At 67.4% G+C, this 22,657-nt stretch carries 23 protein-coding genes; 12 read left to right on the top strand and 11 right to left on the bottom strand.

The window, feature by feature from the left end:
* Position 1 precedes the first annotated feature (1 nt).
* Positions 2-1,171: a flagellar motor protein MotA gene (locus tag UAA55_RS25870; RefSeq protein WP_322956380.1), complete on the bottom strand. Its 1,170-nt coding sequence runs from the start codon at positions 1,169-1,171 to the stop codon at positions 2-4.
* Between the two features lie 72 nt (positions 1,172-1,243).
* Entirely contained in the window at positions 1,244-2,080 is an 837-nt protein-coding gene (locus UAA55_RS25875; protein ID WP_322956382.1) for an OmpA family protein, read from the bottom strand.
* A gap of 248 nt (positions 2,081-2,328) precedes the next feature.
* Here UAA55_RS25875 and UAA55_RS25880 point away from each other — a divergent pair, with 248 nt between their 5' ends.
* Entirely contained in the window at positions 2,329-2,838 is a 510-nt protein-coding gene (locus UAA55_RS25880; protein WP_322956383.1) for a glutathione peroxidase, read from the top strand.
* Between the two features lie 102 nt (positions 2,839-2,940).
* Here the strand turns inward: UAA55_RS25880 and UAA55_RS25885 are convergent, their stop codons facing one another.
* Entirely contained in the window at positions 2,941-3,762 is an 822-nt protein-coding gene (locus UAA55_RS25885; RefSeq protein WP_322956384.1) for a MipA/OmpV family protein, read from the bottom strand.
* A 203-nt stretch (positions 3,763-3,965) separates the two neighbouring features.
* Here UAA55_RS25885 and UAA55_RS25890 point away from each other — a divergent pair, with 203 nt between their 5' ends.
* Together UAA55_RS25890 and UAA55_RS25895 are read left to right on the top strand one after the other, a co-directional pair.
* Complete coding sequence (locus tag UAA55_RS25890) at positions 3,966-4,697, top strand: response regulator (protein ID WP_322956385.1); 732 nt, start codon at positions 3,966-3,968, stop codon at positions 4,695-4,697.
* Positions 4,694-6,070 (top strand): ATP-binding protein, encoded by a 1,377-nt coding sequence (locus UAA55_RS25895; protein ID WP_322956386.1) that lies wholly within the window; start codon positions 4,694-4,696, stop codon positions 6,068-6,070. Before UAA55_RS25890 ends, UAA55_RS25895 begins: the two co-directional genes overlap by 4 nt.
* Positions 6,071-6,148: 78 nt before the next feature.
* On the opposite strand, the gene UAA55_RS25900 is transcribed toward UAA55_RS25895, so the two are convergent.
* From UAA55_RS25900 to ggt, 5 genes are all read right to left on the bottom strand, one after another.
* Positions 6,149-6,961 (bottom strand): inositol monophosphatase family protein, encoded by an 813-nt coding sequence (locus UAA55_RS25900; RefSeq protein ID WP_322956387.1) that lies wholly within the window; start codon positions 6,959-6,961, stop codon positions 6,149-6,151.
* Between the two features lie 140 nt (positions 6,962-7,101).
* Positions 7,102-7,671 carry an elongation factor P gene (efp, locus tag UAA55_RS25905; protein ID WP_322916131.1) on the bottom strand — a complete coding sequence of 190 codons (570 nt, stop codon included), beginning with the start codon at positions 7,669-7,671 and terminating at the stop codon, positions 7,102-7,104.
* Between the two features lie 261 nt (positions 7,672-7,932).
* Positions 7,933-8,145, bottom strand: a complete 213-nt coding sequence (locus UAA55_RS25910) for a hypothetical protein (protein WP_145729569.1) — start codon at positions 8,143-8,145, stop codon at positions 7,933-7,935.
* Between the two features lie 108 nt (positions 8,146-8,253).
* Positions 8,254-8,568, bottom strand: coding sequence for a hypothetical protein (locus UAA55_RS25915; protein ID WP_322956388.1), 315 nt, complete (start codon positions 8,566-8,568; stop codon positions 8,254-8,256).
* A 188-nt stretch (positions 8,569-8,756) separates the two neighbouring features.
* Positions 8,757-10,406, bottom strand: coding sequence for a gamma-glutamyltransferase (gene ggt / locus UAA55_RS25920; RefSeq protein ID WP_322956389.1), 1,650 nt, complete (start codon positions 10,404-10,406; stop codon positions 8,757-8,759).
* A gap of 245 nt (positions 10,407-10,651) precedes the next feature.
* Here ggt and UAA55_RS25925 point away from each other — a divergent pair, with 245 nt between their 5' ends.
* The 7 genes from UAA55_RS25925 to UAA55_RS25955 all read left to right on the top strand — a co-directional run bounded on the left by UAA55_RS25925 (position 10,652) and on the right by UAA55_RS25955 (position 16,433).
* Complete coding sequence (locus UAA55_RS25925) at positions 10,652-11,221, top strand: helix-turn-helix domain-containing protein (RefSeq protein WP_322956390.1); 570 nt, start codon at positions 10,652-10,654, stop codon at positions 11,219-11,221.
* Positions 11,222-11,238: 17 nt separating this feature from the next.
* Positions 11,239-11,787, top strand: coding sequence for a GNAT family N-acetyltransferase (locus UAA55_RS25930; protein ID WP_322956391.1), 549 nt, complete (start codon positions 11,239-11,241; stop codon positions 11,785-11,787).
* 215 nt (positions 11,788-12,002) lie between these two features.
* Positions 12,003-12,935 (top strand): ABC transporter permease subunit, encoded by a 933-nt coding sequence (locus UAA55_RS25935; RefSeq protein ID WP_004273582.1) that lies wholly within the window; start codon positions 12,003-12,005, stop codon positions 12,933-12,935.
* 4 nt (positions 12,936-12,939) lie between these two features.
* Complete coding sequence (gene livM, locus UAA55_RS25940; protein WP_322956392.1) at positions 12,940-14,241, top strand: high-affinity branched-chain amino acid ABC transporter permease LivM; 1,302 nt, start codon at positions 12,940-12,942, stop codon at positions 14,239-14,241.
* A gap of 1 nt (position 14,242) precedes the next feature.
* The gene (locus tag UAA55_RS25945) at positions 14,243-15,088 is read left to right on the top strand and encodes an ATP-binding cassette domain-containing protein (RefSeq protein WP_322956393.1); all 846 of its coding nucleotides are present in this window, start codon (positions 14,243-14,245) and stop codon (positions 15,086-15,088) included.
* Positions 15,088-15,813: an ABC transporter ATP-binding protein gene (locus tag UAA55_RS25950; protein ID WP_322956394.1), complete on the top strand. Its 726-nt coding sequence runs from the start codon at positions 15,088-15,090 to the stop codon at positions 15,811-15,813. The genes UAA55_RS25945 and UAA55_RS25950 overlap by 1 nt, the downstream gene beginning before the upstream one ends.
* A gap of 17 nt (positions 15,814-15,830) precedes the next feature.
* Positions 15,831-16,433, top strand: coding sequence for a hypothetical protein (locus UAA55_RS25955; protein ID WP_322956395.1), 603 nt, complete (start codon positions 15,831-15,833; stop codon positions 16,431-16,433).
* Here UAA55_RS25955 and UAA55_RS25960 read toward each other — a convergent pair.
* The gene (locus UAA55_RS25960) at positions 16,370-18,169 is read right to left on the bottom strand and encodes an ABC transporter transmembrane domain-containing protein (RefSeq protein ID WP_322956396.1); all 1,800 of its coding nucleotides are present in this window, start codon (positions 18,167-18,169) and stop codon (positions 16,370-16,372) included. The genes UAA55_RS25955 and UAA55_RS25960 overlap by 64 nt on opposite strands.
* A 283-nt stretch (positions 18,170-18,452) precedes the next feature.
* Between UAA55_RS25960 and rpmE the strand changes: the two genes are divergently transcribed.
* Positions 18,453-18,674 carry a 50S ribosomal protein L31 gene (rpmE, locus tag UAA55_RS25965; RefSeq protein WP_040848326.1) on the top strand — a complete coding sequence of 74 codons (222 nt, stop codon included), beginning with the start codon at positions 18,453-18,455 and terminating at the stop codon, positions 18,672-18,674.
* Positions 18,675-18,883: 209 nt separating this feature from the next.
* Here rpmE and UAA55_RS25970 read toward each other — a convergent pair whose 3' ends face one another.
* On the bottom strand, positions 18,884-19,336 hold the full coding sequence (locus UAA55_RS25970) for a DUF1465 family protein (RefSeq protein WP_322956397.1): 453 nt from the start codon (positions 19,334-19,336) through the stop codon (positions 18,884-18,886).
* 337 nt (positions 19,337-19,673) lie between these two features.
* Between UAA55_RS25970 and UAA55_RS25975 the strand changes: the two genes are divergently transcribed.
* On the top strand, positions 19,674-20,150 hold the full coding sequence (locus UAA55_RS25975) for an Hsp20 family protein (protein WP_322956398.1): 477 nt from the start codon (positions 19,674-19,676) through the stop codon (positions 20,148-20,150).
* A 329-nt stretch (positions 20,151-20,479) separates the two neighbouring features.
* Here the strand turns inward: UAA55_RS25975 and UAA55_RS25980 are convergent, their stop codons facing one another.
* A complete protein-coding gene (locus UAA55_RS25980) occupies positions 20,480-22,390 on the bottom strand; it encodes a propionyl-CoA synthetase (protein WP_322956399.1) in 1,911 nt (636 codons plus the stop codon).
* Positions 22,391-22,657 lie beyond the last annotated feature (267 nt).

A 22,657-nucleotide genomic window follows, 5' to 3' on the forward strand; every position in this document is an offset into this window, starting at 1 on the left:
CTTAGCGCTCCGCCCCTTCGCCCAGCGCCGCGATGGTGCGGGTCAGGATCTTGATCTCGGTACGGATTTCCTGGGTGGACTGGACACGGCCGGTGGCCACCTCCTCCACCAGGCGGGCGAGGTAGAGGTCCAGGTTGCGCAAGTGGGCGCGGCTGGCATCGTCCAGACCGCCGCCCAAAGACCCCGCTTGTCCCAACTGGTCCGCCAGGCGCTGCAGCACGGGCCGCATCTCCATCTGGCCTTCCGCCAGGCGCACCATCAGCTGCTGTTCCGCCTTCATCTGGTCCGACAGGGTGGCCAGCCGTTCCGTCAGCGCCACCAGGTGGTTGTTGGCGTTGCGCCGGTTGTCCTCCCCCTGCGCCATGGTGTACTGCAGCTTCTCGATATTCTCGGCGGTGGTCTCCAGCAGGGCCTGGATGTAGGCCGGCACCGGCTGGTCGCCCACCTCCACCAGGCCGCCGCCGCCGATGCGGGTGGATCCGGCCAGCCAATCCTCCAGATCCATATAGAAGCGGTTCTGCGCCTGCCCGGCCTGCAATTCCAGGAAGCCCAGCACCAGGGAGCCGGCCAGGCCGAACAGGCTGGCGCTGAAGGCCGTGCCCATGCCGGCCAGGGGGGCGGCCAGGCCCTGCTGCAGTTCCGAGAAGATGGCGACCGCGTCACCATTGCCCATCTTCAGGCCGGAGATCACGCCGCCGATGGTGGAGACGGTCTGCAGCAGGCCCCAGAAGGTGCCCAGCAACCCTAAGAAGATCATGAGGCCGATGAGATAGCGGCTGATCTCCCGGCTTTCGTCCAGGCGGGCGCTGACGCCGTCCAGCAGGGACCGGGTGGCGATGGCCGACAGGGTCAGCCGGCTGCCGCCCATCCCCGCCGTGCCGCCCCGGCCGCGATCCCCCAGCATGTGGGCCATGGGGGCGAGCAGACGCGGCTGGGTGGAGGAGGCGCCGCCGCCGCGGAAGGTCTCCAACCATTCCACCTCCGGCCGCAGCAGCAGCGCCTGGCGGAAGATGTAGATGATGCCGATGGCCAGCGCCCCCAGGATCAGGCCGTTCAGGGCGGGATTGGCCATGAAGAACCGCTCCACCTGCGGGTAGAGCACCCCCATCACCGCGGCGATGGCCGCCAGGAACACACACATGCGGAAAAGATAGGGGGTGGGGCGCGACACGTTTTTTCCTTTATCGCTATCGCGGCTTGTCCCGGGACCGGCTGCCACCGTCCCGGACCGCTTGGAGCAGGCTCAGTGGATGAAGTTCAGCTCCACCCGGTCGAACGCTTCGGCGGGCAGGTCCGACCCCTTCCCGGCGCCGCGCACGGCGTCCTTGTCGTCCTGGTCGCCGTTGACGGAGCCCATGGCGTAGATCACCAGGCGCTCCTTGGCCACGCCCAGGGCCATCAGACGATCCCGCACGGCCATGGCCCGGAACAAGGACAGGCGCCTGGCCGCGGCCTCCCGGTCCAGGGCCGGCAGGGGCGCGAAACCCCGTATCTCCAGCCGGCGGTTGGGGTCCTGCCCCAGGCGGCCGGCGATGGCCACCAGCGCCGCTTCCTGCTTCTTGTCCAAGGCGGAGGAGCCGGCGGCGAAGGGCACGGTCTGGTGATCGGCTTGGGTGGCCGGCGTGCCCTTGTCCACCTTGGTCGTGCCGCGCGGCCGGATGGCGGTGGTGGGCGCGGGGGCGGCCCCATCCGGTTCCGCGGCGTGGCCGGGCACGGGCGTCGCCTCCGGCTTGGTCAAGGCCTTGGGCATGTCCGGCACCGGCACCACCTTGGGCGTGGGGGCCGCCGGGGCCCGGCCGACGGTCGGCACCCCCAAATCGCCGGAGCCCGGCGGAGTGATGGCCTTGCCGGACTGGCTGTCCGTGGCTTGCCCCGGGATGGCGGGCGCCGGCGGCGGCTTGGGCGCCTTTTGCTTGGGCGGTTTCGGCTTGGCCGCCGCCGGCGGCGCGTCCTGCTGCGGATCCGCCTGGCGGGCCGCCGGAGGGGTGTCCGTCTGCGTCTGGGCGTGAACCGGCGTCGCCAATAATGCAGCGGCCAGAGCAACCATGGCGGGTGTGGAATACATCTTGAAACGACGCATGCGAGTGACGACTTTCAGCAGGCTGACTAGACCTTGGAAATGTGGCCGATCCATGTTCGGCGCAACCTTTTTATCACCGCCTGGTCCCGCGCGCGCTGTTTCGCAACCCTGCTCATACCCGCCATTCGCGCCCCTCGGTGAGGCTTGACGGATGCCCAAGATTTAGAATAGTTCTAATTTATCGATTAACGCTGACGCCTATCCTGAAGGCCAGGCCCAAATCAGACCCCCGGCCAGGAGCCCACCCCATGTTGCCCCAGTCGCAAACCGCCGCCGCCGCTTCCGCCCACGCCTTCTCCTTCCAGCGCCTGGGTGGCAAGGGCGCCGTCCCGCTGGCCGCCTATGCCGGACAGCCGGTGCTGGTCGTCAACACCGCCAGCAACTGCCGCTTCACCAACCAGTATGAGGATCTGCAGGCGCTGCACGCCAAGTACGGCCCGCGCGGCCTGGTGGTGCTGGGCGTGCCATCCAACGATTTCGGCAAGCAGGAACCGGGATCGGCCTCGGAGATCGGCGCCTTCTGCCAGCGCAATTACGGCGTGGAGTTCACCATGGCCGACAAGGAAGTGGTGATCGGCGCCGAAGCGCACCCCTTCTTCAGCTGGCTGGTCGACGTGGCGGGCGAGGACGCCGCCCCGCGCTGGAACTTCCACAAGTACCTGCTGGGCAAGGACGGCCGCCTGGTGCGCTATTGGTCCTCGGTCTTCCGCCCGTCCAACGAAGCCATCATCCAGGCGGTGGAACTGGCGCTGGCTTGATCGCTTGCCCCCCAGGCGCCAGCGCAGTCGCGGCTATTGAAAAAGAAGGAACGTTCGGTTTGAGAACGCCCCCGGTGCCAGCGGCCCGGGGGCGTTTGGCTGTCAGAAGCGGTAACCCACCGCTGCGAACGCGCGGGCGCTGGTGGCGGCATAGGTCACCGGGCTATCGGTCGCATCGCCCAGCAGGCGCTTCACCGTGACGTCACCGGTCACGAACCAATGGTCGGTGACGCGATACCGGGCCAGGGCGCCGGCGCTGACGTCCTTGAAGCCCGACCCGGCGCTGTAGGCGGCGAAGCCGCTGGCGGCGGCCTGGGCCGGGGTGACGCCGAAATAGGCTTGCATATAGCTGTCGCTGGCCCAGCTCACGCCGACATGGGGCGTCAGGGTCAGGCGCTCGGCCAGCTTGAGCGGCAGGCCGACGCCACCGGTCAACACCACGCCGTCATTCTGGTCCCCGGTATACTTCACGGCGGACAGGTCAAGGCTGAGCCGTCCCAACTGATAGGCGCCGAAGACCTTGAAGCCCAGGGACTTGTCCACGTCGCCCATGCCCTTCAACCGGTCGTCCCCGTAGTTGAAGAGGCCGTTGCCCTTGCTGTCGTTGCGGCCGGGGTCGAAGGTCAGGCCGGCGCCAATGCGGAAATCGCCGTGATGCCAGTAGGCGCTGAGCCCCTCCGGCCCCATGGTGAGCATGTCGTTATAGCGGACGCTGACCAGCGGCATGGGCACCGCCTGGTAGCGGTCGCTGCCTTCGTATGTCGGGCGCACGGCCACGCCGCCGCCGACGGTGATGTCCCACACCGGCGGCTGTTGCCGCGACTGGGTGGAGGGCTGGTCGTCCGCCAGGGCGGGGGCGGCAAGCAAGGTGAAAGCGGACGTCAGGAGGGCGGAGGCGGCAAAAGGGATTTGGCGAGGAAACATGGGCGCTTGGCCTCTCACAGGGAAAACGGCGTCCAGCGGCGGCCCCCAACTGCGCCGACCGCCGGGACGCGCGGATCGTGCCTTCCCAATCTTGGTGGTTGATGTCGTGTTTGCTGCGGCGGCGGCACATTGTGTCCGGCCTGAAACAATCAGCCGGGACGACGGACACAGGGCGCGGGGGAGGCGCGTGCTAGCATGCGGCCATGATCCTGACGCCGCCCCCATCCCCCACCCTGCTGATCGTCGACGACGATGAGGACATCCTGTCCCTGCTGACGCTGTTCTTCCGCAAGCATGGCTACACCGTTCTGGTGGCGGAAAACGGGGCGGCCATGGCCCAGGCATTGGCGGGCGGCATGGTGGATCTGGTGATCCTGGACATCATGCTGCCCGGGGAGGACGGCTTCAGCCTCTGCCGTAGCTTGCGCGCCACCTCGCGCGTGCCCGTCATCATGCTGACCGCCATGGCGGACCATACCGACCGGGTGGTGGGGTTGGAGATCGGCGCCGACGATTATCTGACCAAACCGTTCGATGCCCGGGAGCTATTGGCGCGGGTCAAGGCGGTGCTGCGGCGGACAGGCGAGGCCAGTGGCCGGATGCCGGCGGACGCCCGACCCTACCTCAGCTTCGCCGGATGGCGGCTGGATGTGGCGCGGCGGGAGCTGCGTTCCGCCGACGGCACGCTGGTCCTGCTGTCGGGCGGGGAATTCGACCTGCTGCTGGCCTTTGTCGAACACCCTCAGCGCGTGCTGACGCGCGACCAGCTGCTGGACCTGGCGCGCGGCCTGTCGCACGCCGCCTATGACCGCAGCATCGACGTCCAGGTCAGCCGCCTGCGCCACAAGCTGGAGGACGACCCCAAGAACCCGGCTCTGATCCGGACGGTGCGCAACGGCGGTTATGTCTTCACCCCCGTGGTGAAGCACCAATGAGATGGGCGGCCCGATTCCTGCCCTACCGGCCGCAGGACACCATCGCCCGGCGCTTCGCGCTGACCATCATGGCGGCGGTGACCAGCGCGGCGGTGCTGAGTGGCATGGTCGTCAGTTTCGCCGGCGCCTGGCTGCAGCCGCCCGCCAATGACGCCGGGCTGGCGCAGGCGGCCATCAGCATCACCCACGCCATAGATGTCGCCCCACCGGCGCTGCGGCCCGCCCTGGCCGCCGCCACGACCACACGAATTTACCGTGTCGAATGGCACGCGGTGGACGATCCCCTGGCTGCAATGCTGCGCCAGAGGGCCGGCCTGAATGATCTTCAGGAGCCGTTGGCGTGGCTGGCGGACCTGAACCCCCGGTCCCTCATGTTCGCGGCGACGGCGGACAGCCCGGCGGCGGCGCACCTGCATCACGACTTCTTGTCCGACCCCCATCCCAGGTTCCTGGCGATACGGCTAAAGGACGACAGCTGGCTCATCTACGCGCACACCCACCGTGGCCGCGACACCATCGTCCGCGCCCTGCGTGTCGGCATCGTCCTGACCTTCCTGCTGCTGTCGGCGGCCCTGGTGTCGCTGGTCGCGGCCCGGCAACTGTCACGGCCCATCGAGCGTATCGCCGAGGCCGCCCGGCAGTTCGGCACCAACCCGCAGGCCCCGCCGATTGAGGAAACGGGCCCACGGGAGTTGCGCGGTGTCATCCGCGCCTTCAACGCCATGCAGGGGCAGATCCAGAAGTTCGTCGGTTATCGCACCGCCATGCTGGCCGCCATCTCGCACGATTTGCGCACGCCGTTGACCCGCATGCGGCTGCGTGGCGAGTTCGTGGAGGATGTGGAGCAGCAGGCGCGGCTGTTCCGTGACGTGGATGAGATGCAGGCCATGGTGGACGGCGCCCTGGCCTTTTTCCGCGACGACGCGAATGAGGAGGCGGTGACCGCCTTCGACCTGGGCGGGCTGCTGACCATCATCGCCGACGAATATGCCGACCAGGGTGTGGCGGTCGCCTACGCGGGCCCCAGCCACGCCGTCTATCGCGGCCGCCCCTTCGCGCTGAAACGGGCCATCACCAACCTGGTCGAGAACGCGGTGAGGCACGCCACCCCGCCGTCGGTGACGCTGGAAGACCCGCCCGGATCGATGGCCATCATCGTGCGGGACGACGGCCCCGGCATCCCCGAGGACGCGCTGGAGCAGGTGTTCAGCCCCTTCTTCCGCCTGGACCGCTCCCGCAACCGGGTGACGGGCGGCGTGGGACTGGGCCTGACGGCGGCCCTGGCCATCGTGCGCGGCCACGGCGGCGACATCACCCTGACCAACCGGCCCGAGGGCGGGTTGGAGGCGCGGGTGACGTTACCGGTCACCTGACCCGTCCGCCTGAAACGACAATCGGCCCGGACGCTGACGCCCGGGCCGATCGCGAAAACCGGACAAAACCGACGATGCTCAGCTGGCGGCCTTCTTCTTGCCGGCGTTGCGCAGCAGGGTGCCCAGCGGCAGGTGCAGGTGCGAATTGGCGGCCAGCACGCTGGCGCCGCTCTGCGGCAGCTTGCCGCCGCCGATTTCGGTGGCGAAGCCGCCGGCCTCGGTCACCATCAGCAGGCCGGCGGCCACGTCCCAGGGCTTCAGGCTGGTCTCGAAGAAGCCGTCGAAGCGGCCGGCGGCGACATAGGCCAGGTCCAGGGCGGCGGCACCCAGGCGACGGACGCCGGCCACCTCGCCCATCACGGCCTGCAGCTGCGGCAGGTAGGCGGCATGGTCGCCATGGCCCTTGAAGGGAATGCCGGTGGCGATCAGGGCATCGGGCAGGTTGCGGCGGGCGGAAACGCGCAGGCGGGTGTGGTTGAGGAAGGCGCCGGCGCCCTTTTCCGCCCAGAACATCTCGTCATGCACCGGCTCGTACACCACGCCGGCGACGATCTCGCCCTCCTTCTCCAACGCGATGGTGATGGCCCAGTGCGGCAGGCCGTGCAGGAAGTTGGTGGTGCCGTCCAGCGGGTCGACGATCCAGCGGTGTGACGGGTCGCTGCCGGCGACGGCGCCCGTCTCCTCCAGCAGGAAGCCGAAGCTGGGACGGGCCTTGGCCAGTTCCTCGCGGATGATGTTTTCCGACTTGCGGTCGGCGGCGGACACGAAGTCCGCCGGGCCCTTGCGGGAAACCTGCAGCTGCTCCACCTCGCCGAAGTCGCGCACCAGGGCGCGGCCCGCCTTCTCGGCGGCTTTGGTCATGACGTTGAGGATAGCGGAACGGGCGGCCATGGGGTGTCCCTTTTGATCTCATCACAAGGCGGGTCCCCGGGGGACCGCCCTACCATAAAAGCCGAGAGCGAATTCCACCGGAAGGCGGAATTCGCTCTGGCAACGAACCAGCCACCCGAAGGCGGCAGCGGGAAGGAGGCTTAGTCCTTCGCGCGTTCCATGTATTCGCCCTCGGCGGTGCTGACCACCACGCGGGTGCCGGCCTCGATATGCGGCGGAACCAGGATGCGCACGCCGTTCTCCAGCAGCGCCGGCTTGTACGAGGAAGAGGCCGTCTGGCCCTTCACCACCGGGTCGGCCTCGGTGATCATCAGGGTCACGGTCTGCGGCAGCTCGACCGACAGGGGCGCGCCCTCGAAGGTCTGCACCGTCACTTCCATGCCGTCGGTCAGGAAGACCTTACCGTCGCCGACGACATCGCCGGGGATGGAGACCTGCTCGAAGGTTTCCTTGTCCATGAAGGTGTAGCTGTCGCCCTCTTCGGCGAACAGGAAGGTCATCTCATGTTCGTCCAGGCGAGCACGCTCCACGCTTTCCTGGGTGCGGAAGCGCTCGATCGTCTTGGTGCCCGTGCGCACGTCCTTCATCTCGATCTGGATGAAAGCGCCGCCCTTGCCGGGCTGCACGATCTGCGTCTTCACGACCACCCACAGCTTGCCGTTATTCTCCATAACGTGGCCGGGGCGCATGGTGTTGGCGTTAACCTTCATGGTGCTTCAACTTTAACCTGGGTGTTTGCGAGCGGCGGGGACCCTAGCAGCTTGTTGCCAGCCGGACAAGATCAGCCGGAATTCCCAAGGCGCATGGCCCTTCGGCGTTATCCCAGCGAAACCCCTGTGGAATGCCCGCCCCCGCCGGCCGGACATGGAAAGAGGCCCGGCGGGTCGAAACCGGCCGGGCCTGGAAGGGTACGGGATGGGAAACAGGGGATGAGGGGAACCACAGGGACCAAGAAACGACTGAGACCAGCCTTACGGCTTGATCAAGGCGCCGACGGCGGCACCGCCGGCGGCACCGATGGCGGCACCCGCCAGGACGGGCCCGCCGACGATGGCGGTCAGGGCGGCACCGCCCGCGGCGCCGATGGCGCCACCGGACAGCGCGCGCTGCTGGCGGGCGTTCAGGCCGGAACAGCCGGCCAGCAGGGACCCGGCGACAACGACGATGACGGCTTTCTTCAACATGATGGCCTCACTGCTTCCAAAGCCGGGGCGGAACCAGGCAGGGCTCCGCCCCGGGGCCGGGCTTGATGCCGGCTAGATCATTGGCGTCAAGGGGTTGGGGTTAGGGGATTAGCGGATGGGAATGACCACGTTCAGGCCAGCCGACGGATAGTAGACCGGGGGCGGGGGCGGCGGGGCGTAGTACACCGGGGGCGGGACGTACACCGGGCGGGGCGGGCCATAGTAGTACGGCGGCGCCACGTAGACCCGCGGACGGTAATAGTCGTGGTAGCGGTAGTAGTCGCGGTGGTGATGGCCCCAATACTCGTCGGCGTTCGCCTTGGTCGCGGTCAGGCCGGATGATGCGGCGACCCCGACCACGACCAGTGCGGCAACCGCGGCAAAGCGCTTCACCTTCGCCAGACGCAGGAAATCGCTCGTCATGATCTTACCTCCAAAAAGGGGGATGCTCGCTTGTCGGCTCAGGCCGTCGTCGGCTTCCCATGGCTCGTATCCTGGAGGCGGATGTTGACGATTTAAGGGCGATGTTTGCCTTAATGCGACCGTAATTGTAAATCGGCCGGGAACTTTAAGCGCTCAGCCAATTCATAAATGAAAACAGCGGTTTGTGGTCAGTGCACCACCTGACCCGCGCCGCGGCCGCGCGGATCGGACGCGGTTTCCAGATCCGTGCCAATCACGCGCACGGCCTCCACATCGCCCATGTTCCAACCCTGGTTCACCAGCGTGTAGCCCATGGCCTTCAGCTTGTCGGCCTCCGGGCCCGTCAGCGGGGCGTAGGGGTCGTAATAGATGGTGTCCTTGGGCAGCAGCTGGTGGTGCACCCGCTGGGCCGCCACCGCCGCCTGCAAGGGCATGTGGAAGTCATAGACGTCGCTCATCACCTGGAAGACGCCGGTGAAGATGCGGGAACCGCCGGGCGTGCCCAGCACCAGGCTGACCTTGCCGTCACGGGTCACGATGGTGGGGGTCATCGAGGACAGCATGCGCTTGCCCGGCTGGATGGCGTTGGCGTCCTTGCCCACCACGCCGAAGCCGTTGGGCACGCCCGGCTTGGCGCTGAAGTCGTCCATCTCGTCATTCATCAGGAAGCCGGCACCCTCCACCACCTCGCCGTTCCCGAACTCGAAATTCAGGGTGTAGGTGTTGGCGACGGCGTTGCCCCACTTGTCGACGACGGAGAAGTGCGTGGTCTCGTTGGGCTCCAGCCCCGGCTTCACGTCGGGCGTGGGGGAAATGGCGCTCGGGTTGATCTCCCCGGCCCGCCTGGCCAGGTAGTCGTCGCTGATCAGCTTGTCCACCGGCACCTTGTAGAAGTCCGGATCGCCCAGGTATTCGGCGCGATCCGCGAACACCCGCTTCTCGATCTCCGCCAGCAGGTGGATGTACTTGGCGGAATTCAGCGGCACGTCCTTGAAGTCCGCGGCGCGCAGCTCCTTCATCTTCAAGAGCTGCGCCAGCGCCTCCCCGCCCGAGCTGGGCGGCGGGGCGGTGTAGACGACGTTGCCCTGCCAGGTGAACTGGATGGGTTCGCGCCACTTGGCCTTGTAGTCCGCCAGGTCCTGCGCCGTGATCAGGCCACCGTCCTTCTTCATCTGCGCGACCAGCAGCTGCGCCGTCTTGCCGGTGTAGAACTCCTTGGGCCCGTCCTTGGCGATGCGCTTCAGCGTCTCGGCCAGTTCCGGCTGGGTGAAGATCTTGCCCGGCTCCATCTTCCCGAAGTACTGGGCGAAGTTGGTGCCCGCGAACTGCGCCATCATGTCGGTGCGGTAGGCGATGATCTTGTCGGACGGCAGGAAGCCCTTCTCCGCCAGGGTGATGGCCGGTTGGATGACCCGGGCCCAGGGCAGCGTGCCGAAGCGGTGGTGCGCCTCCCACAGGCCCATGACGGTGCCGGGCACGCCGGCGGCCTTGGCGCCCACCAGGCTGAGCTTGGGGATCACATTGCCCTGGGCATCCAGGTACATGGTACGGGTGGCCGCCTTGGGCGCCACCTCGCGGTAGTCGACGAAGTAGGGCTTGCCGTCGACGAACAGGGTCATGAAGCCGCCGCCGCCGATGTTGCCGGCCTCGGGGTAGGTCACGGCCAGGGCGAAAGCGGTGGCCACGGCCGCGTCCACGGCGTTGCCGCCGGCCTTGAGGATCTCCGCTCCGGCGCCCGTGCCGAAGGTGTCGGCCGAGGCCACGGCACCGCCCGACAGCAGGGCGGCCGGCGCGGTCGCCGTCTCCTTGGCCTGAACCTGCGGCAGGACGGCGAACACCGCAAACGCGGCCAGCGCCCCGCTTATGGAATTAAGCACCCCACGACGCGTGATGCCCTTCGCCAACCGCCCCTTGCCACCCTGCCAGGACCCCATCGGTCACCCCTCTGTTTCCATCGTTGTCCGCCTGTGGAAGCGGAAGCGATCAGCATGCCCAGGTCGCCCGCGAAAGATAAGATGATTTTGCGCTGCGGTAGGATGAGCGGAGCTTGACGATTTTCCCAGATATGGGAAATATTCCCGATATGGAACAGACACCCGACCTTTTCGACCAGCGTCTGGCCGACCGCCTCGCCAGCCTGCGCCTGGAACGCGGCTGGACCCTGGAGGCGTTGGCGGAACGCAGCGGCATCAGCCGCGCCACCCTGTCCCGACTGGAGCGAGGGGAAACCAGCCCCACCGCCGCTTTGCTGGGGCGGCTGTGCACCGCCTACGAACGGCCCATGTCCCGCCTGCTGGCGGAGGTGGAGGCCGATCCGCAGCAGTTCATACCCCGCGAGTCCCAGCCCGTCTGGACCGATCCGGAGACGGGCTTCCGGCGCCAGGGCATCTCCCCGCCCGCCAGCGGCTACATGACCGAAATGGTGGAGGGCACGCTGCCGCCCGGTGCCGTCATCGCCTATCAGGCGCCGCCGGTGGCGGGGCTGGAGCATCATCTTTGGATGCTGGAAGGCCGGCTGGAGCTGACGCTCGACGGCATCCCCCATGCGCTGTCGGCCGGGGACGCGCTGCGCTATCGCCTGACGGGCGGCAGCCGCTTCCACTGCCCAGGCCCTCAAGCCGCGCGCTACGTCATCGCCATCACCCGCCCCTGAGAAACCCCCGAGCCACCATGACCCCCCTGGCCATCCGCGAAATCCCCACCGCCGAGCTGGACGTCCTGACCCCGGCGCTGGCCGGCATCCTGCACGCCTGCGTCCTGGCCGGGGCCAGCGTCGGCTTCATCCTGCCCTTCGCCGAGGAAGAGGCCGCCGCCTTCTGGCAAGGCTTGAGGCCAGGCCTGGAAACGGGCGGGCGGCGCCTGCTGGGCGCCTGGTCGGGGGGCAGGCTGGTGGGCACGGTACAACTGTTGCTGGCCGGCCCGCCCAACGGCCGCCACCGGGCGGAGGTGGCCAAGATGCTGGTCCATCCCGACGCCCGCCAACGCGGCATCGGCCGGGCGTTGATGACCGCCGTGGAGGCGCTGGCGCGGGCGGAGGGCCGCACCCTGCTGCTGCTGGACACCGGCAGTGACGAGGGCCGGGCGCTGTACCGTTCCGTCGGGTTCCGGACCGTGGGCGACATCCCGGGCTATGCCATCCATGTCGACGGCTCGGCCCTGGCCACGACCATCCTCTACAAGCATTTAACAGTATCACCATCGGAGAATTACGGCGCCTGACCGGCGCCCCTCCCGCCAATTATCCGCCGCCGCCAGTAAAAAATGTTGCGCCCACAGCATTTTCACCCCCGCGCCCCCCGCCCCCGCCTTGCCGCCCCTGCGCACTGGGGTTAAGGTCGCAGCCGGTCCCGGCAGGGCGGACCCGCGCCAAAGCCGGCGCGGGAACCGGCCCGAAGCACGCCGGGCAGCCATGGATAGGGGCGGTTAAGGCGGCAATGGGTTTCACGCTGGCAGTCGGCACATTCCTACAGCATTTGATCAACGGCCTGACCCTGGGCGCCATCTATGGACTGATCGCCATCGGCTACACCATGGTGTACGGCATCATCCGCATGATCAATTTCGCCCATGGCGAGATTTACATGATCGGCGCCTTCATCGCCGTCACCACCTTCACCCTGCTGCTGGGGGCGGGCGTGACCTCGGTGCCACTGGCCCTGGTCATCGTGCTGGCCATCTCCTGCACCTTCACCGCCGCCTATGGCTGGACCATCGAGCGCGTGGCCTATCGCCCGCTGCGCACGGCGCCCAAGCTGGCGCCCTTCATCTCCGCCATCGGCATGTCCATCCTGCTGCAGAACTTCGTCATGCTGACCCAGGGGGCGCGATCGAAGTCGCTGCCCCCGGTCATGACGGGCGGCGTCACCCTGTGGCACGACGGCGACTTCAGCCTGGGCCTGACCAACATCCAGATGTTCATCATCCTGCTGACCGTGGCGCTGATGGCCGGGTTCACCCTGGTCATCAACCGCACCGCCCTGGGCCGCGCCCAGCGGGCGTGTGAACAGGACCGGACCATGGCGGCCTTGCTGGGCATCAACGTCGACCGCACCATCTCCCTCACCTTCGTGCTGGGGGCCGGGCTGGCGGCGGTGGCCGGCGTCATGGTCACGCTCTATTATGGCGTCATCGACTTCTACATCGGCTTCCTGGCCGGCATGAAGGCCTTCACCGCCGCCGTGCTGGGCGGCATCGGCAGCCTGCCGGGCGCCATGCTGGGCGGTTTGCTGATCGGCCTGATCGAGGCCTTCTTCTCCGGCTACGTCTCCAGCGCCTACAAGGACGTGGCGGCGTTCTCCATCCTGATCCTGGTGCTGGTGGTCCGCCCCTCGGGCCTGCTGGGCCGTCCTGACATCGAGAAGGTGTGAGGCCATGGCCGCACCCGCGAGCACCCCGATTCCCTTCGTGCACCGTCTGCGTGAGGCCGTCATCGCCGGCCTGGTCGCCATGGCGCTGGCCGTGCCCTTCCTGGGCCTGCGCACCGTCAACCTGGACCAGGGCCTGGTGGTGCAGGCCAACCTGGCCTATGTGCCCCTGGCCGGTGCCATCGTCTTCCTGGGCCGGCTGATCCTCGGCCTGCTGGCGGCACCGCTGGCCAAGTCCGCGGCCCCCCTGGTGGCGTGGCGCCTGCCGGCGGCCGCCCAGCGCCTGCGCCCTTGGGGCGGGCCGCTGCTGATCCTGGCCGCCGTCGCCCTGCCCTTCCTGCCCTTCGCCAACCGCTATGTCATCGACCTGGGCACAACGGCGCTGATCTACATCCTGCTGGCGACGGGCCTGAACATCACGGTCGGCCTGGCCGGCTTGCTGGACCTGGGCTTCGCCGCCTTCTACGCCATCGGCGCCTATACCTGCGCCCTGACCACCACGCAGCTGCACTGGGGCTTCTGGCCGGCGCTGGCGGCGGGCGGCCTGGCGTCCAGCCTGTTCGCCGTGGTCCTGTCCCTGCCCATCCTGCGGCTGCGCGGCGATTACCTCGCCATCGTCACCCTGGGCTTTGGTGAGATCACCCGTATCGTCATCCTGAACTGGCAGGGCCTGACCGGCGGACCTAACGGCGTCTCCGGCATCGCCCGCCCCACCCTGTTCGGCCTGACCTTCGACCGGCGCGCGCCGGCCGGCGGCCACACCTTCAGCGAGGTGACGGGCATTGCCTACGCCCCGGAACATCGGCTGATCTTCCTCTACCTGGTCATTCTGGCGCTGACCGCGCTGGCGGCCTACACCGTGGCCCGACTGCGCCGCCTGCCCATCGGCCGCGCCTGGGAAGCGTTGCGCGAGGATGAGATCGCCTGCCGCTCCCTGGGCATCAACCCCACCATGGTGAAGGTTTCCGCCTATGCCACCGGCGCCCTGATGGGTGGCCTGGCCGGCTGTTTCTTCGCCGCCCGCCAGGGCTTCGTCAGCCCGGAAAGCTTCGGCTTCATGGAGTCGGCCACCATCCTGGCCATCGTCGTGCTGGGCGGCATGGGCAGCCAGGCGGGCGTGATCATCGCCGCCTTGTTCATCGTCGTGCTGCCGGAATTGGCGCGCGGTTTCGCCGACTACCGCATGCTGGCCTTCGGCCTGGCCATGATCCTGATCATGATCTGGAAGCCCGGCGGCCTGCTGTCCGGCCGGCTGCCGACCATCCGGCTGTCCACCGCCAAGCCCAAGCCCGTGGCGGAGGCCGCCTGAAATGACCGAACCCCTTTTTGGTGCGCCCCTTCTTGATGTTCAGGGCCTCACCATGCAATTCGGCGGCCTGCTGGCTGTGGACGGCGTGGACCTGACGGCGGAAAGCAACCGCATCACCGCCTTGATCGGACCCAACGGCGCGGGCAAGACCACCATCTTCAACTGCCTGACCGGCTTCTACAAACCCACAGCCGGCCGGCTGCTGCTGCGCCACCCGACCCGGGGGCCCATCGAGTTGCAAAAGCTGAAGGGCTATGGCGTCGCTCGCACCGGCGTCGTCCGCACCTTCCAGAACATCCGCCTGTTCCCCAGCATGACGGTGCTGGAAAACCTGCTGGTGGCCCAGCACCAGGCGCTGATGCCCAGGTCCGTCTTCTCCCTGGCCGGCCTGCTGAACCTGAAGGGCTGGCGCGCCGCGGAAGAGGCGGCGGTGGACACCGCCCGCGACTGGCTGCGCCGGCTGGACCTGCTGGCCGTGGCGGATGAGGCGGCGGGCAACCTGTCCTACGGCATGCAGCGCCGGGTGGAGATCGCCCGCGCCATGAGCACCAACCCGCTGCTGCTGTGCCTGGACGAACCGGCCGCCGGCCTGAACCCGCGCGAAACCCGCGCGTTGGCTGAGCTGCTGGCCGGCATCCGCGCCGAACACGGCATCGGCATCCTGCTGATCGAACATGACATGGGCCTGGTCATGGATATCTCCGACCACATCTTCGTCGTCGACCATGGCGCCCGCATCGCCGCCGGCACGCCCGCCGAAATCCGCAATGACGAGCGGGTGATCAAGGCCTATCTGGGCGAGCCCGACGCCGATGACGTCGCGACCGCCGGCGGGGGCGCGCACTGATGGCCGGCCCGCTGCTGCAACTGTCCGACGTCCACGCCAGCTACGGTCCCGTGCACGCCCTGCGCGGCGTCAATGTCACGGTGAACGAGGGGGAGATCGTCACCCTGATCGGCGCCAATGGTGCCGGCAAGTCCACCCTGCTGATGACCATTTGCGGCAACCCGAAGCCGACGCAGGGGCGGATCCTGTTCCAGGACAGAAGCCTGGTGGGCATCCCCCCGCACCTGATCGCGACCCAAGGCATCGCCCAGGTGCCGGAGGGGCGGCGCATCTTCCCGCGCATGACGGTGCTGGAGAACCTGCAGCTGGGCGCCACCCTGGCCGATCCCGCCCATTTCGCCGAGGACCTGGCCACCTGCTACGGCCTGTTCCCCATCCTGGAGAAGCGCCAGGCCCAGCGCGCCGGCACCCTGTCGGGCGGGGAGCAGCAGATGCTGGCCATCTCCCGCGCGCTGATGAGCCGCCCGCGCATGCTGCTGCTGGACGAGCCCTCGCTGGGCCTCGCCCCCCTCATCATCCGCCAGATCTTCCAGGTCATCGAACAGCTGAACCGGGAGCGCGGCATGACCATCCTGCTGGTGGAGCAGAACGCCTATCACGCCCTGAAGCTGGCTCACCGCGCCTATGTCCTGGCCTCGGGCGAGGTGGTGCTGACGGGCTCAGGGCGCGAACTGCTGGCCAACGAACAGGTACGCGCGGCTTATCTGGAGGGCGGGGCGCACTGAATAGGAAGGGAAGCGCCATGAGCATCACTAGGCCATTCTTGAAGGTCGTTCTTTCTGTCGTCGCCATTCTTGCGCTCACAACAAGCCACAGGAACGCCCGTGCTGAGACTTGGAGCAAGGATGGTCTTACAGTCACCCTGCCCAGCGGCTATTCCCGGGGCACAAGCCGGATGATGGATTCATTTAAAGGCGATGACGGCACCTTAATTACTCTGAATGTCATAGACGATGCGGCGGAAAAGGGTGAGCCGCCGGAGGTCGCCGTGAAGAACCTTCACGACGGGGCATACCTCATGACAATCCCCATGCTCATTCACGGCAAGAATATCGTTTCTCCGATCGCGGAGGAAACACTCCCTGACAAGTCCTTTGTCATCTCCGTTGGCACTGAGCAGCAACTCGGTGGCCGCCAACTCTTTGACTTATTTTTTCTTATCATTAGCCCTGACGGCAGGGGGGACTGGTCATGGTCTACGGACCTGGTTCCGCTTCAGAGCAAATGGAAAAATTCAGGCAGATGGTTGTTAGTGTCCAGTGGACTAACTAATAACTTTAGTCACTCCGCCGCGTCGCCGATTCCCTTGGCCGCGTCGAACTGCAAGGCCGCGAGGCGGGCGTAGAGACCGCCCTGGCGGATCAGGTCCTCATGCCGGCCGCTGGCGACGATCCTGCCCTTGTCCAGGACGATGATGCGGTCGGCGTTCAGCACGGTGGCCAGGCGGTGGGCGATGATGAGGGTGGTGCGGTCCTTCATCAGGGTTTCCAGCGCCAGTTGCACCCCGCGTTCGCTCTCCGCGTCCAGGGCCGACGTGGCCTCGTCCAGCAGCAGGATCTTCGGATTGCGCAGGATGGCGCGGGCGATGGCGATGCGCTGGCGCTGGCCGCCGGACAGGCGCACGCCCTTCTCACCCAGATAGGTTCCCAGGCCCTCGGGCAGCGCCTCCAGGAAGTCCAGCGCATGGGCGGCGCGGGCGGCGGCGCGCACCTCCTCATCGGTCGCCTCGGGCCGGCCATAGCGGATGTTCTCCCACGCGTTGGTGGAGAAGATCACCGCCTCCTGCGGGACGATGCCTAAGCGGGCGCGCACATCGGCCGGGGTGGCGGTGCGCACGTCCACGCCGTCCACCAGCACACGGCCGTCCTGGGGGTCGTAGAAGCGCAGCAGCAGCTGGAACAGGGTGGTCTTGCCCGCCCCGCTGGGGCCGACGATGGCCACGGTCTCGCCCGGCGCCACCGTCAGGTCCAAGCCCTCCAGCGCGGCATAGTCGGAGCGGGAGGGATAGTGGAAGCGCACGCCCTCGAACGCCACGGTGCCGATGGCGGGCGTGGGCAGCGCCACCGGGTTGGGTGGGGCCACGATGTCCGGCTTGGTCTCCAGCAAATCCACCAGCCGCTCCATGGCGCCGGCGGCGCGCTGCAGTTCGCCCGTAACCTCGGAGATGGCGCCAACGGCGCCGGCCACCAGCACGGAATAGAAGATGAAGGCGGAGAGCTGGCCGGCGGAGATGCGGCCCGCCAGCACGTCGTGCCCGCCAATCCACAGGATGACGCCGATGGCCCCCATGACCAGGGAGATGATGATCATGGCCATCAGCGCCCGCACACGGATGCGGCGCACGGCGGTGGTGAAGGCGTCCTCAACCCGGGCGCCGAACCGCGCCGTTTCGATGGCCTCATGCCCGAAGGCCTGGACGATGCGGATGCCGCCCAGCGTCTCATCCACCTGGGCACCCACGTCGGCCACGCGGTCCTGGCTGGCCTTGCTGAGCTTGCGCAGGGACCGGCCCAGGATGACGATGGGCAGCACCACCAGGGGCACGACGATCAGCACCAGGGCCGTCAGCTTGGCGCTGGTGATGGCCAGCATGATCAGGCCGCCCATCAGCATCAGCGCGTTGCGCAGCGCGATGGAAACGGTGGACCCCACGACGGTCTGCAGCAGGGTGGTGTCCGTGGTCAGGCGCGACAGCACCTCACCCGTGCGGGTCGATTCGAAGAATCCGGGCGACAGGGTCACCAGATGGTCGAAAACCGCCCGGCGGATGTCGGCCACCACGCGTTCCCCCACCCAGGAAACCAGGGAGAACCGGACATAGGTGGACCCGGCCAGCACCAGGATGACGCCCAGCATGACCAGCAGCGCGTGGTCCAGCAGCTGCGGATTGCTGGTGACGAAGCCTTGGTCCACCACCGCCTGAAGCCCGCGGCCCATGCCGATGGTGGTGGCCGCCGCCAGCAGCAGGGCGATGCCCGCCCCCACCGAATGCCACACGTAGGGCCGCACGAAGGGCAGCAGGAAGGCCAAGGGCCGCAGGGACTTACGGCCCGGGGCGGGTGTCGTGGCGGCGTCGGTCACCGGCGATGTTCCCAATCTGTCTGAACGGGGCGCACGGTTCCCATTATTCAAGCCACCCCGAACAATCAGCTTGGTCCCGTGCGCGTGATGGCTTAGGTAATGCGTCGGCGGCCGTGGGGCAACCATCGCCAACCCTTTCCTTCACCGCCGCGTGGCGTCAGCCATGCGCGGTTGTGGTGTCCGCGCGCATGAGAAGCGCACGATCGGGTGTTGATCCCGAGGGTGGTTTTGGCTATAAGCCCGGCTTCGCATTTCGAGATTTTGTTTTGGGACTTGGGCGATCATGAAAGCTGACATTCACCCGGACTACCATGAGATCACCGTCGTCATGACCGACGGCACCTCGTTCAAGACCCGGAGCACCATGGGCAAGGCCGGCGACACGCTGCGCCTGGACATCGACCCGAAGTCGCACCCGGCGTGGACGGGCGTGCAGAAGCTGGTCGACACCGGCGGCCAGATCGCCAAGTTCAACCGCCGCTTCTCGGGCCTGGGCCTGAAGTAAGCCGCGGGCGGCCCACGCCGCACGCCGCTCACGCTTTCAAGAAAGGGCGTCCCATCCGGGGCGCTCTTTTTTGCTGCTCACGCGCCGCCCCTGCCTTAAGCCGGAAGTGCCCCCAGGCCTGCGACCGCAGGCCCCGGAGTGAGCAACCGCAGGGCGGAACAAGGATAGCGAAAGGCCCGATGGGCCTGCCGGCGCCTGAGGAACCAGCGTCAGGCCACGCTGCGCCGGTATTGGTCTTCCAGGCGCTCGGCGCGCATATAGAGGCTGTGGCTGCGTTGCAGCAGGGAGCGCAGGCCAGGCGGCAATTCAGCATTGTCGGGGCCCGACGGGTCGCTGCAGATGGCGCCGCCGGACAGGGCGAACTGTTCCCCCAGCACCTGGTCGGCCGTCAGCTCATGGGCATGCAGGGCTTTAAGCGCCAGCAGCCAGGCCATGACCTGGGTCAGGCGGCTGGTGACGCGCAACAATTCGTAGCTGATCTGCAATCGGACCTGGGGCGGCAGTCCCCGCTGGTCCTTGGCTTCCTGGAAGGCCACGTAGTTGCGTGCCTCAACCAGGAGGGCCATCGTCTCCTCGTACGTCCGGTCGAAAAAGGCATTGGACTCGAGCAACGAGGAACCTTTCTCCGGGCTGGTCCTGGATGCCGAATGGGGTGATCCCATGGGCGTAACCCGGGCACGGACGACAACTGTAGGGTCGAAACGCCCACGCCCGCAATACGCGGCGGGCCGGGGTCACCTTCTGGTCACAGACGGTGACGCTTCAGGGTGCCGCGAAAGGCTTAAATCTTCGGAAATAAGGCGCGGGATTTCCAAGGCGCGTCACCTCGAGTTTTCCAGGGCCGGCCCCCTATTGAAATCCAGGAAGGGCGTTCACAGATGAAACTGCGTCGGCGGGAATGCCCTGGAGGGGTTCCTGGAGCCGGCATGAAGCCCCACCCGCAGGGACGGCCAGGATGGCGCCCAGGGGCCGGGGTGATCGCTCTACCGGAGGATTATCATGCGCAGTTACGACCTGTCCCCGCTGTTCCGCTCCACCGTCGGCTTCGACCGCCTGACCCGCCTGATGGAGTTGGCGCTGAAGACCGAGGACCAGGGCAACGCCTACCCGCCCTACAACATCGAAAAGCGCGGGGACGACGACTATCGCATCACCATGGCGGTCGCCGGCTTCAGCCAGGAAGAGATCGACATCGTGACGCAGGAGAACGCGCTGACGGTGATCGGCAAGTCCCGCAAGGATGAGACGCCGGCCCAGCAGACCCAGTACCTGCACCGGGGCATCGCCGCCCGCGCCTTTGAGCGGCGCTTCCAGTTGGCGGAGCACATCCGGGTGACGGGTGCGGCGTTGGAGAACGGCCTGCTGCACATCGACCTGGTGCGCGAGGTGCCGGAGACGGCCAAGCCCCGCCATATCCCCATCGCCAACCTGGGCCAGGCCTCGACCGCCTTGCCTACCGGGCAGGCGGCCAACTAAGGCTCCGCAAGAGTTGGGCCTGGATGGGCGACCGTCCAGGCCCGCCTTCCAAGTATCGCATCTTCTCAGGTGCCGCGTTTTCAAAGTGTAAAAATGGAAAGGGCCGCAGCTATTGCGCTGCGGCCCTTTCACATTCCCAGCGGCGCCGGTTTTCCGGCTGCCTGATTTTGCCCGCCCGTTCAACCCGTACCAAACTTCGAAACGGACGGTATGCAGGGCACGCGGGCCAGTCAACCCACTTCGGCAATGAAGACCGCAGATCAGTCAACGCACCGTCACAATTTTGCCACATGGGAGGTACCCCAATACGGCAGGTGCGGGTCGACACCTTATTGATTCCAAACAGATTTGCGTCCGAACCCAGCGGCGGCGAGGGCCGCCCCGATCTCCTCCAGAATAGCCGGATCGTCAATGGTGGCGGGCATGGCCCAGGCCTCCTGGTCGGCGATCTTCTGCATGGTCGCCCGCAGGATTTTTCCTGACCTGGTCTTGGGCAGCCGGTCCACCACCAAGGCCTGGCGGAAGGCCGCCACGGGGCCGATGATCTCACGCACCCGCTGGACCACCTCGGCCACGATGGTCCCGTGCGGCCGGGTCACCCCGGCCTTCAGCACGAGGAAGCCCAGGGGCAGCTGACCCTTCAACGCGTCATGCACGCCGATGACGGCGCACTCCGCCACGTCGGGATGGCCGGCCAGCACCTCTTCCATGGCGCCGGTGGACAGGCGGTGACCCGCCACGTTGATGATGTCATCGGTGCGAGCCATGATGAACAGGTAGCCGTCCTCGTCGACATAGCCGGCGTCCGAGGTGTGGTAGAAGCCCGGATATTCGGAGAGGTAGCCGCGGATGAAGCGCTCCTCCGCGTTCCACAGGGTGGGCAGGGCGCCAGGCGGCAACGGCAGACGCATGGTGACGGCCCCCAGTGTGCCCGGCGGCACCTCATGCCCCTGCCCGTCCAGCACCCGCACGTCCCAGCCCGGCAACGGCCGGGCGACGGAGCCGTGCTTCACCGGCATCAGCCCTAGGCCCACCGGGTTGCCCGCGACGGGCCAGCCGGTTTCCGTCTGCCACCAATTGTCGATGACCGGCACCTTCAGGTGGGTTTCGGCCCAACGCAGGGTATCGCTGTCCGACCGCTCGCCCGCCAGGTAGAGCTGACGGAAGTGGCTGAGGTCGAAATTCCTGAGCAGCAGCCCCTCCGGATCCTCGCGCTTGATGGCGCGGAAGGCGGTCGGGGCGGTGAACAGCATGCTCACCTTGTGCTGGCTGATCACCCGCCAGTAAGCGCTGGCATCCGGCGTGCCCACGGGCTTGCCCTCGTACAGCACGGTGGTGGCGCCGTGCAGCAGGGGGCCATAGACGATATAGCTGTGCCCGACCACCCAGCCCACATCGCTGGCGGCCCAGAACACCTCCCCCGGTTTCAGGCCGTAGAAGTTTTCCATGGTCCACTTCAGGGCCACGGCATGGCCGCCATTGTCGCGCACCACGCCCTTGGGCTGGCCCGTGGTGCCGGAGGTGTAGAGGATGTACAGCGGGTCGGTGGCGGCCACCGGCACGCAATCGTGCGGTTCAGCGCCCTCGATCTCCGTCCAGTCGATGTCGCGACCCGGTGTCAGGGGCGCCACCTCCTGCGGCCGCTGCAGGATGATGCAGCGGGCCGGCTTGTGGGCGGCCTGGTCGATGGCGCTGTCCAGCAGGGGCTTGTAGGGGATGACGCGCGCGCCCTCGATGCCGCAGGAGGCGGAGACCACCACCTTGGGCTTGGCATCGTCCAGACGGGTGGCCAGTTCGCGTGCGGCGAAGCCGCCGAAGACGACGGAATGGATGGCGCCCAGCCGGGCGCAGGCCAGCATGGCGATGACAGCCTCGGCCACCATGGGCATGTAGAGGATAACCCGATCGCCCTTCCCCACCCCTTGCGCCGCCAGCAGGCCGGCGAAGCGCGCCGTCAGGTCCAGCAGCTCGCCGTAGGTGTATGCAGCCACGGTGTTGGTGACGGGCCGGTCATGGATCAGCGCCACCTGGTCGCCCCGCCCCGCCGCCACATGCCGGTCCAGCGCGTTCCAGCAGGTGTTCAGCTGCCCGCCGGAGAACCAGCGGAACAGGGGCGCGCGGCTGTCGTCCAGCACATGATCCCACGGACGGATCCAGTCGATGGCCCGCGCGGCCTCACCCCAGAAACCCTCGGGATCATCCAGGGACCGGTTGTACACTTCCGCATAGCGTCCGCTCATCCGTTTACCCCCCCTTTTGGGACCGTTGGTCCCCTTTTATCGCTTCGGCGCCACGATCCTCCCAGGTCGCGACAGGGGCGACCATGAGGCAGATCAACGGCATGCCCTCATCCTACCGGGTCGGACGGCGGGGCCAAGCCTCAACCGTCCCAACCACCCGAAAGGACAGGGCGGGCGGGGTGCAGGCGGCATAACGCCGCCGGGCATTCGAGATAGGGTAGTGGCGCTGATGGGTTTGAAAGCGGGGGAGATTTGGCTGGACGGTGT

The sequence above is a fragment of the Nitrospirillum guanabarense genome (assembly GCF_034653355.1).
GTDB lineage: Bacteria > Pseudomonadota > Alphaproteobacteria > Azospirillales > Azospirillaceae > Nitrospirillum.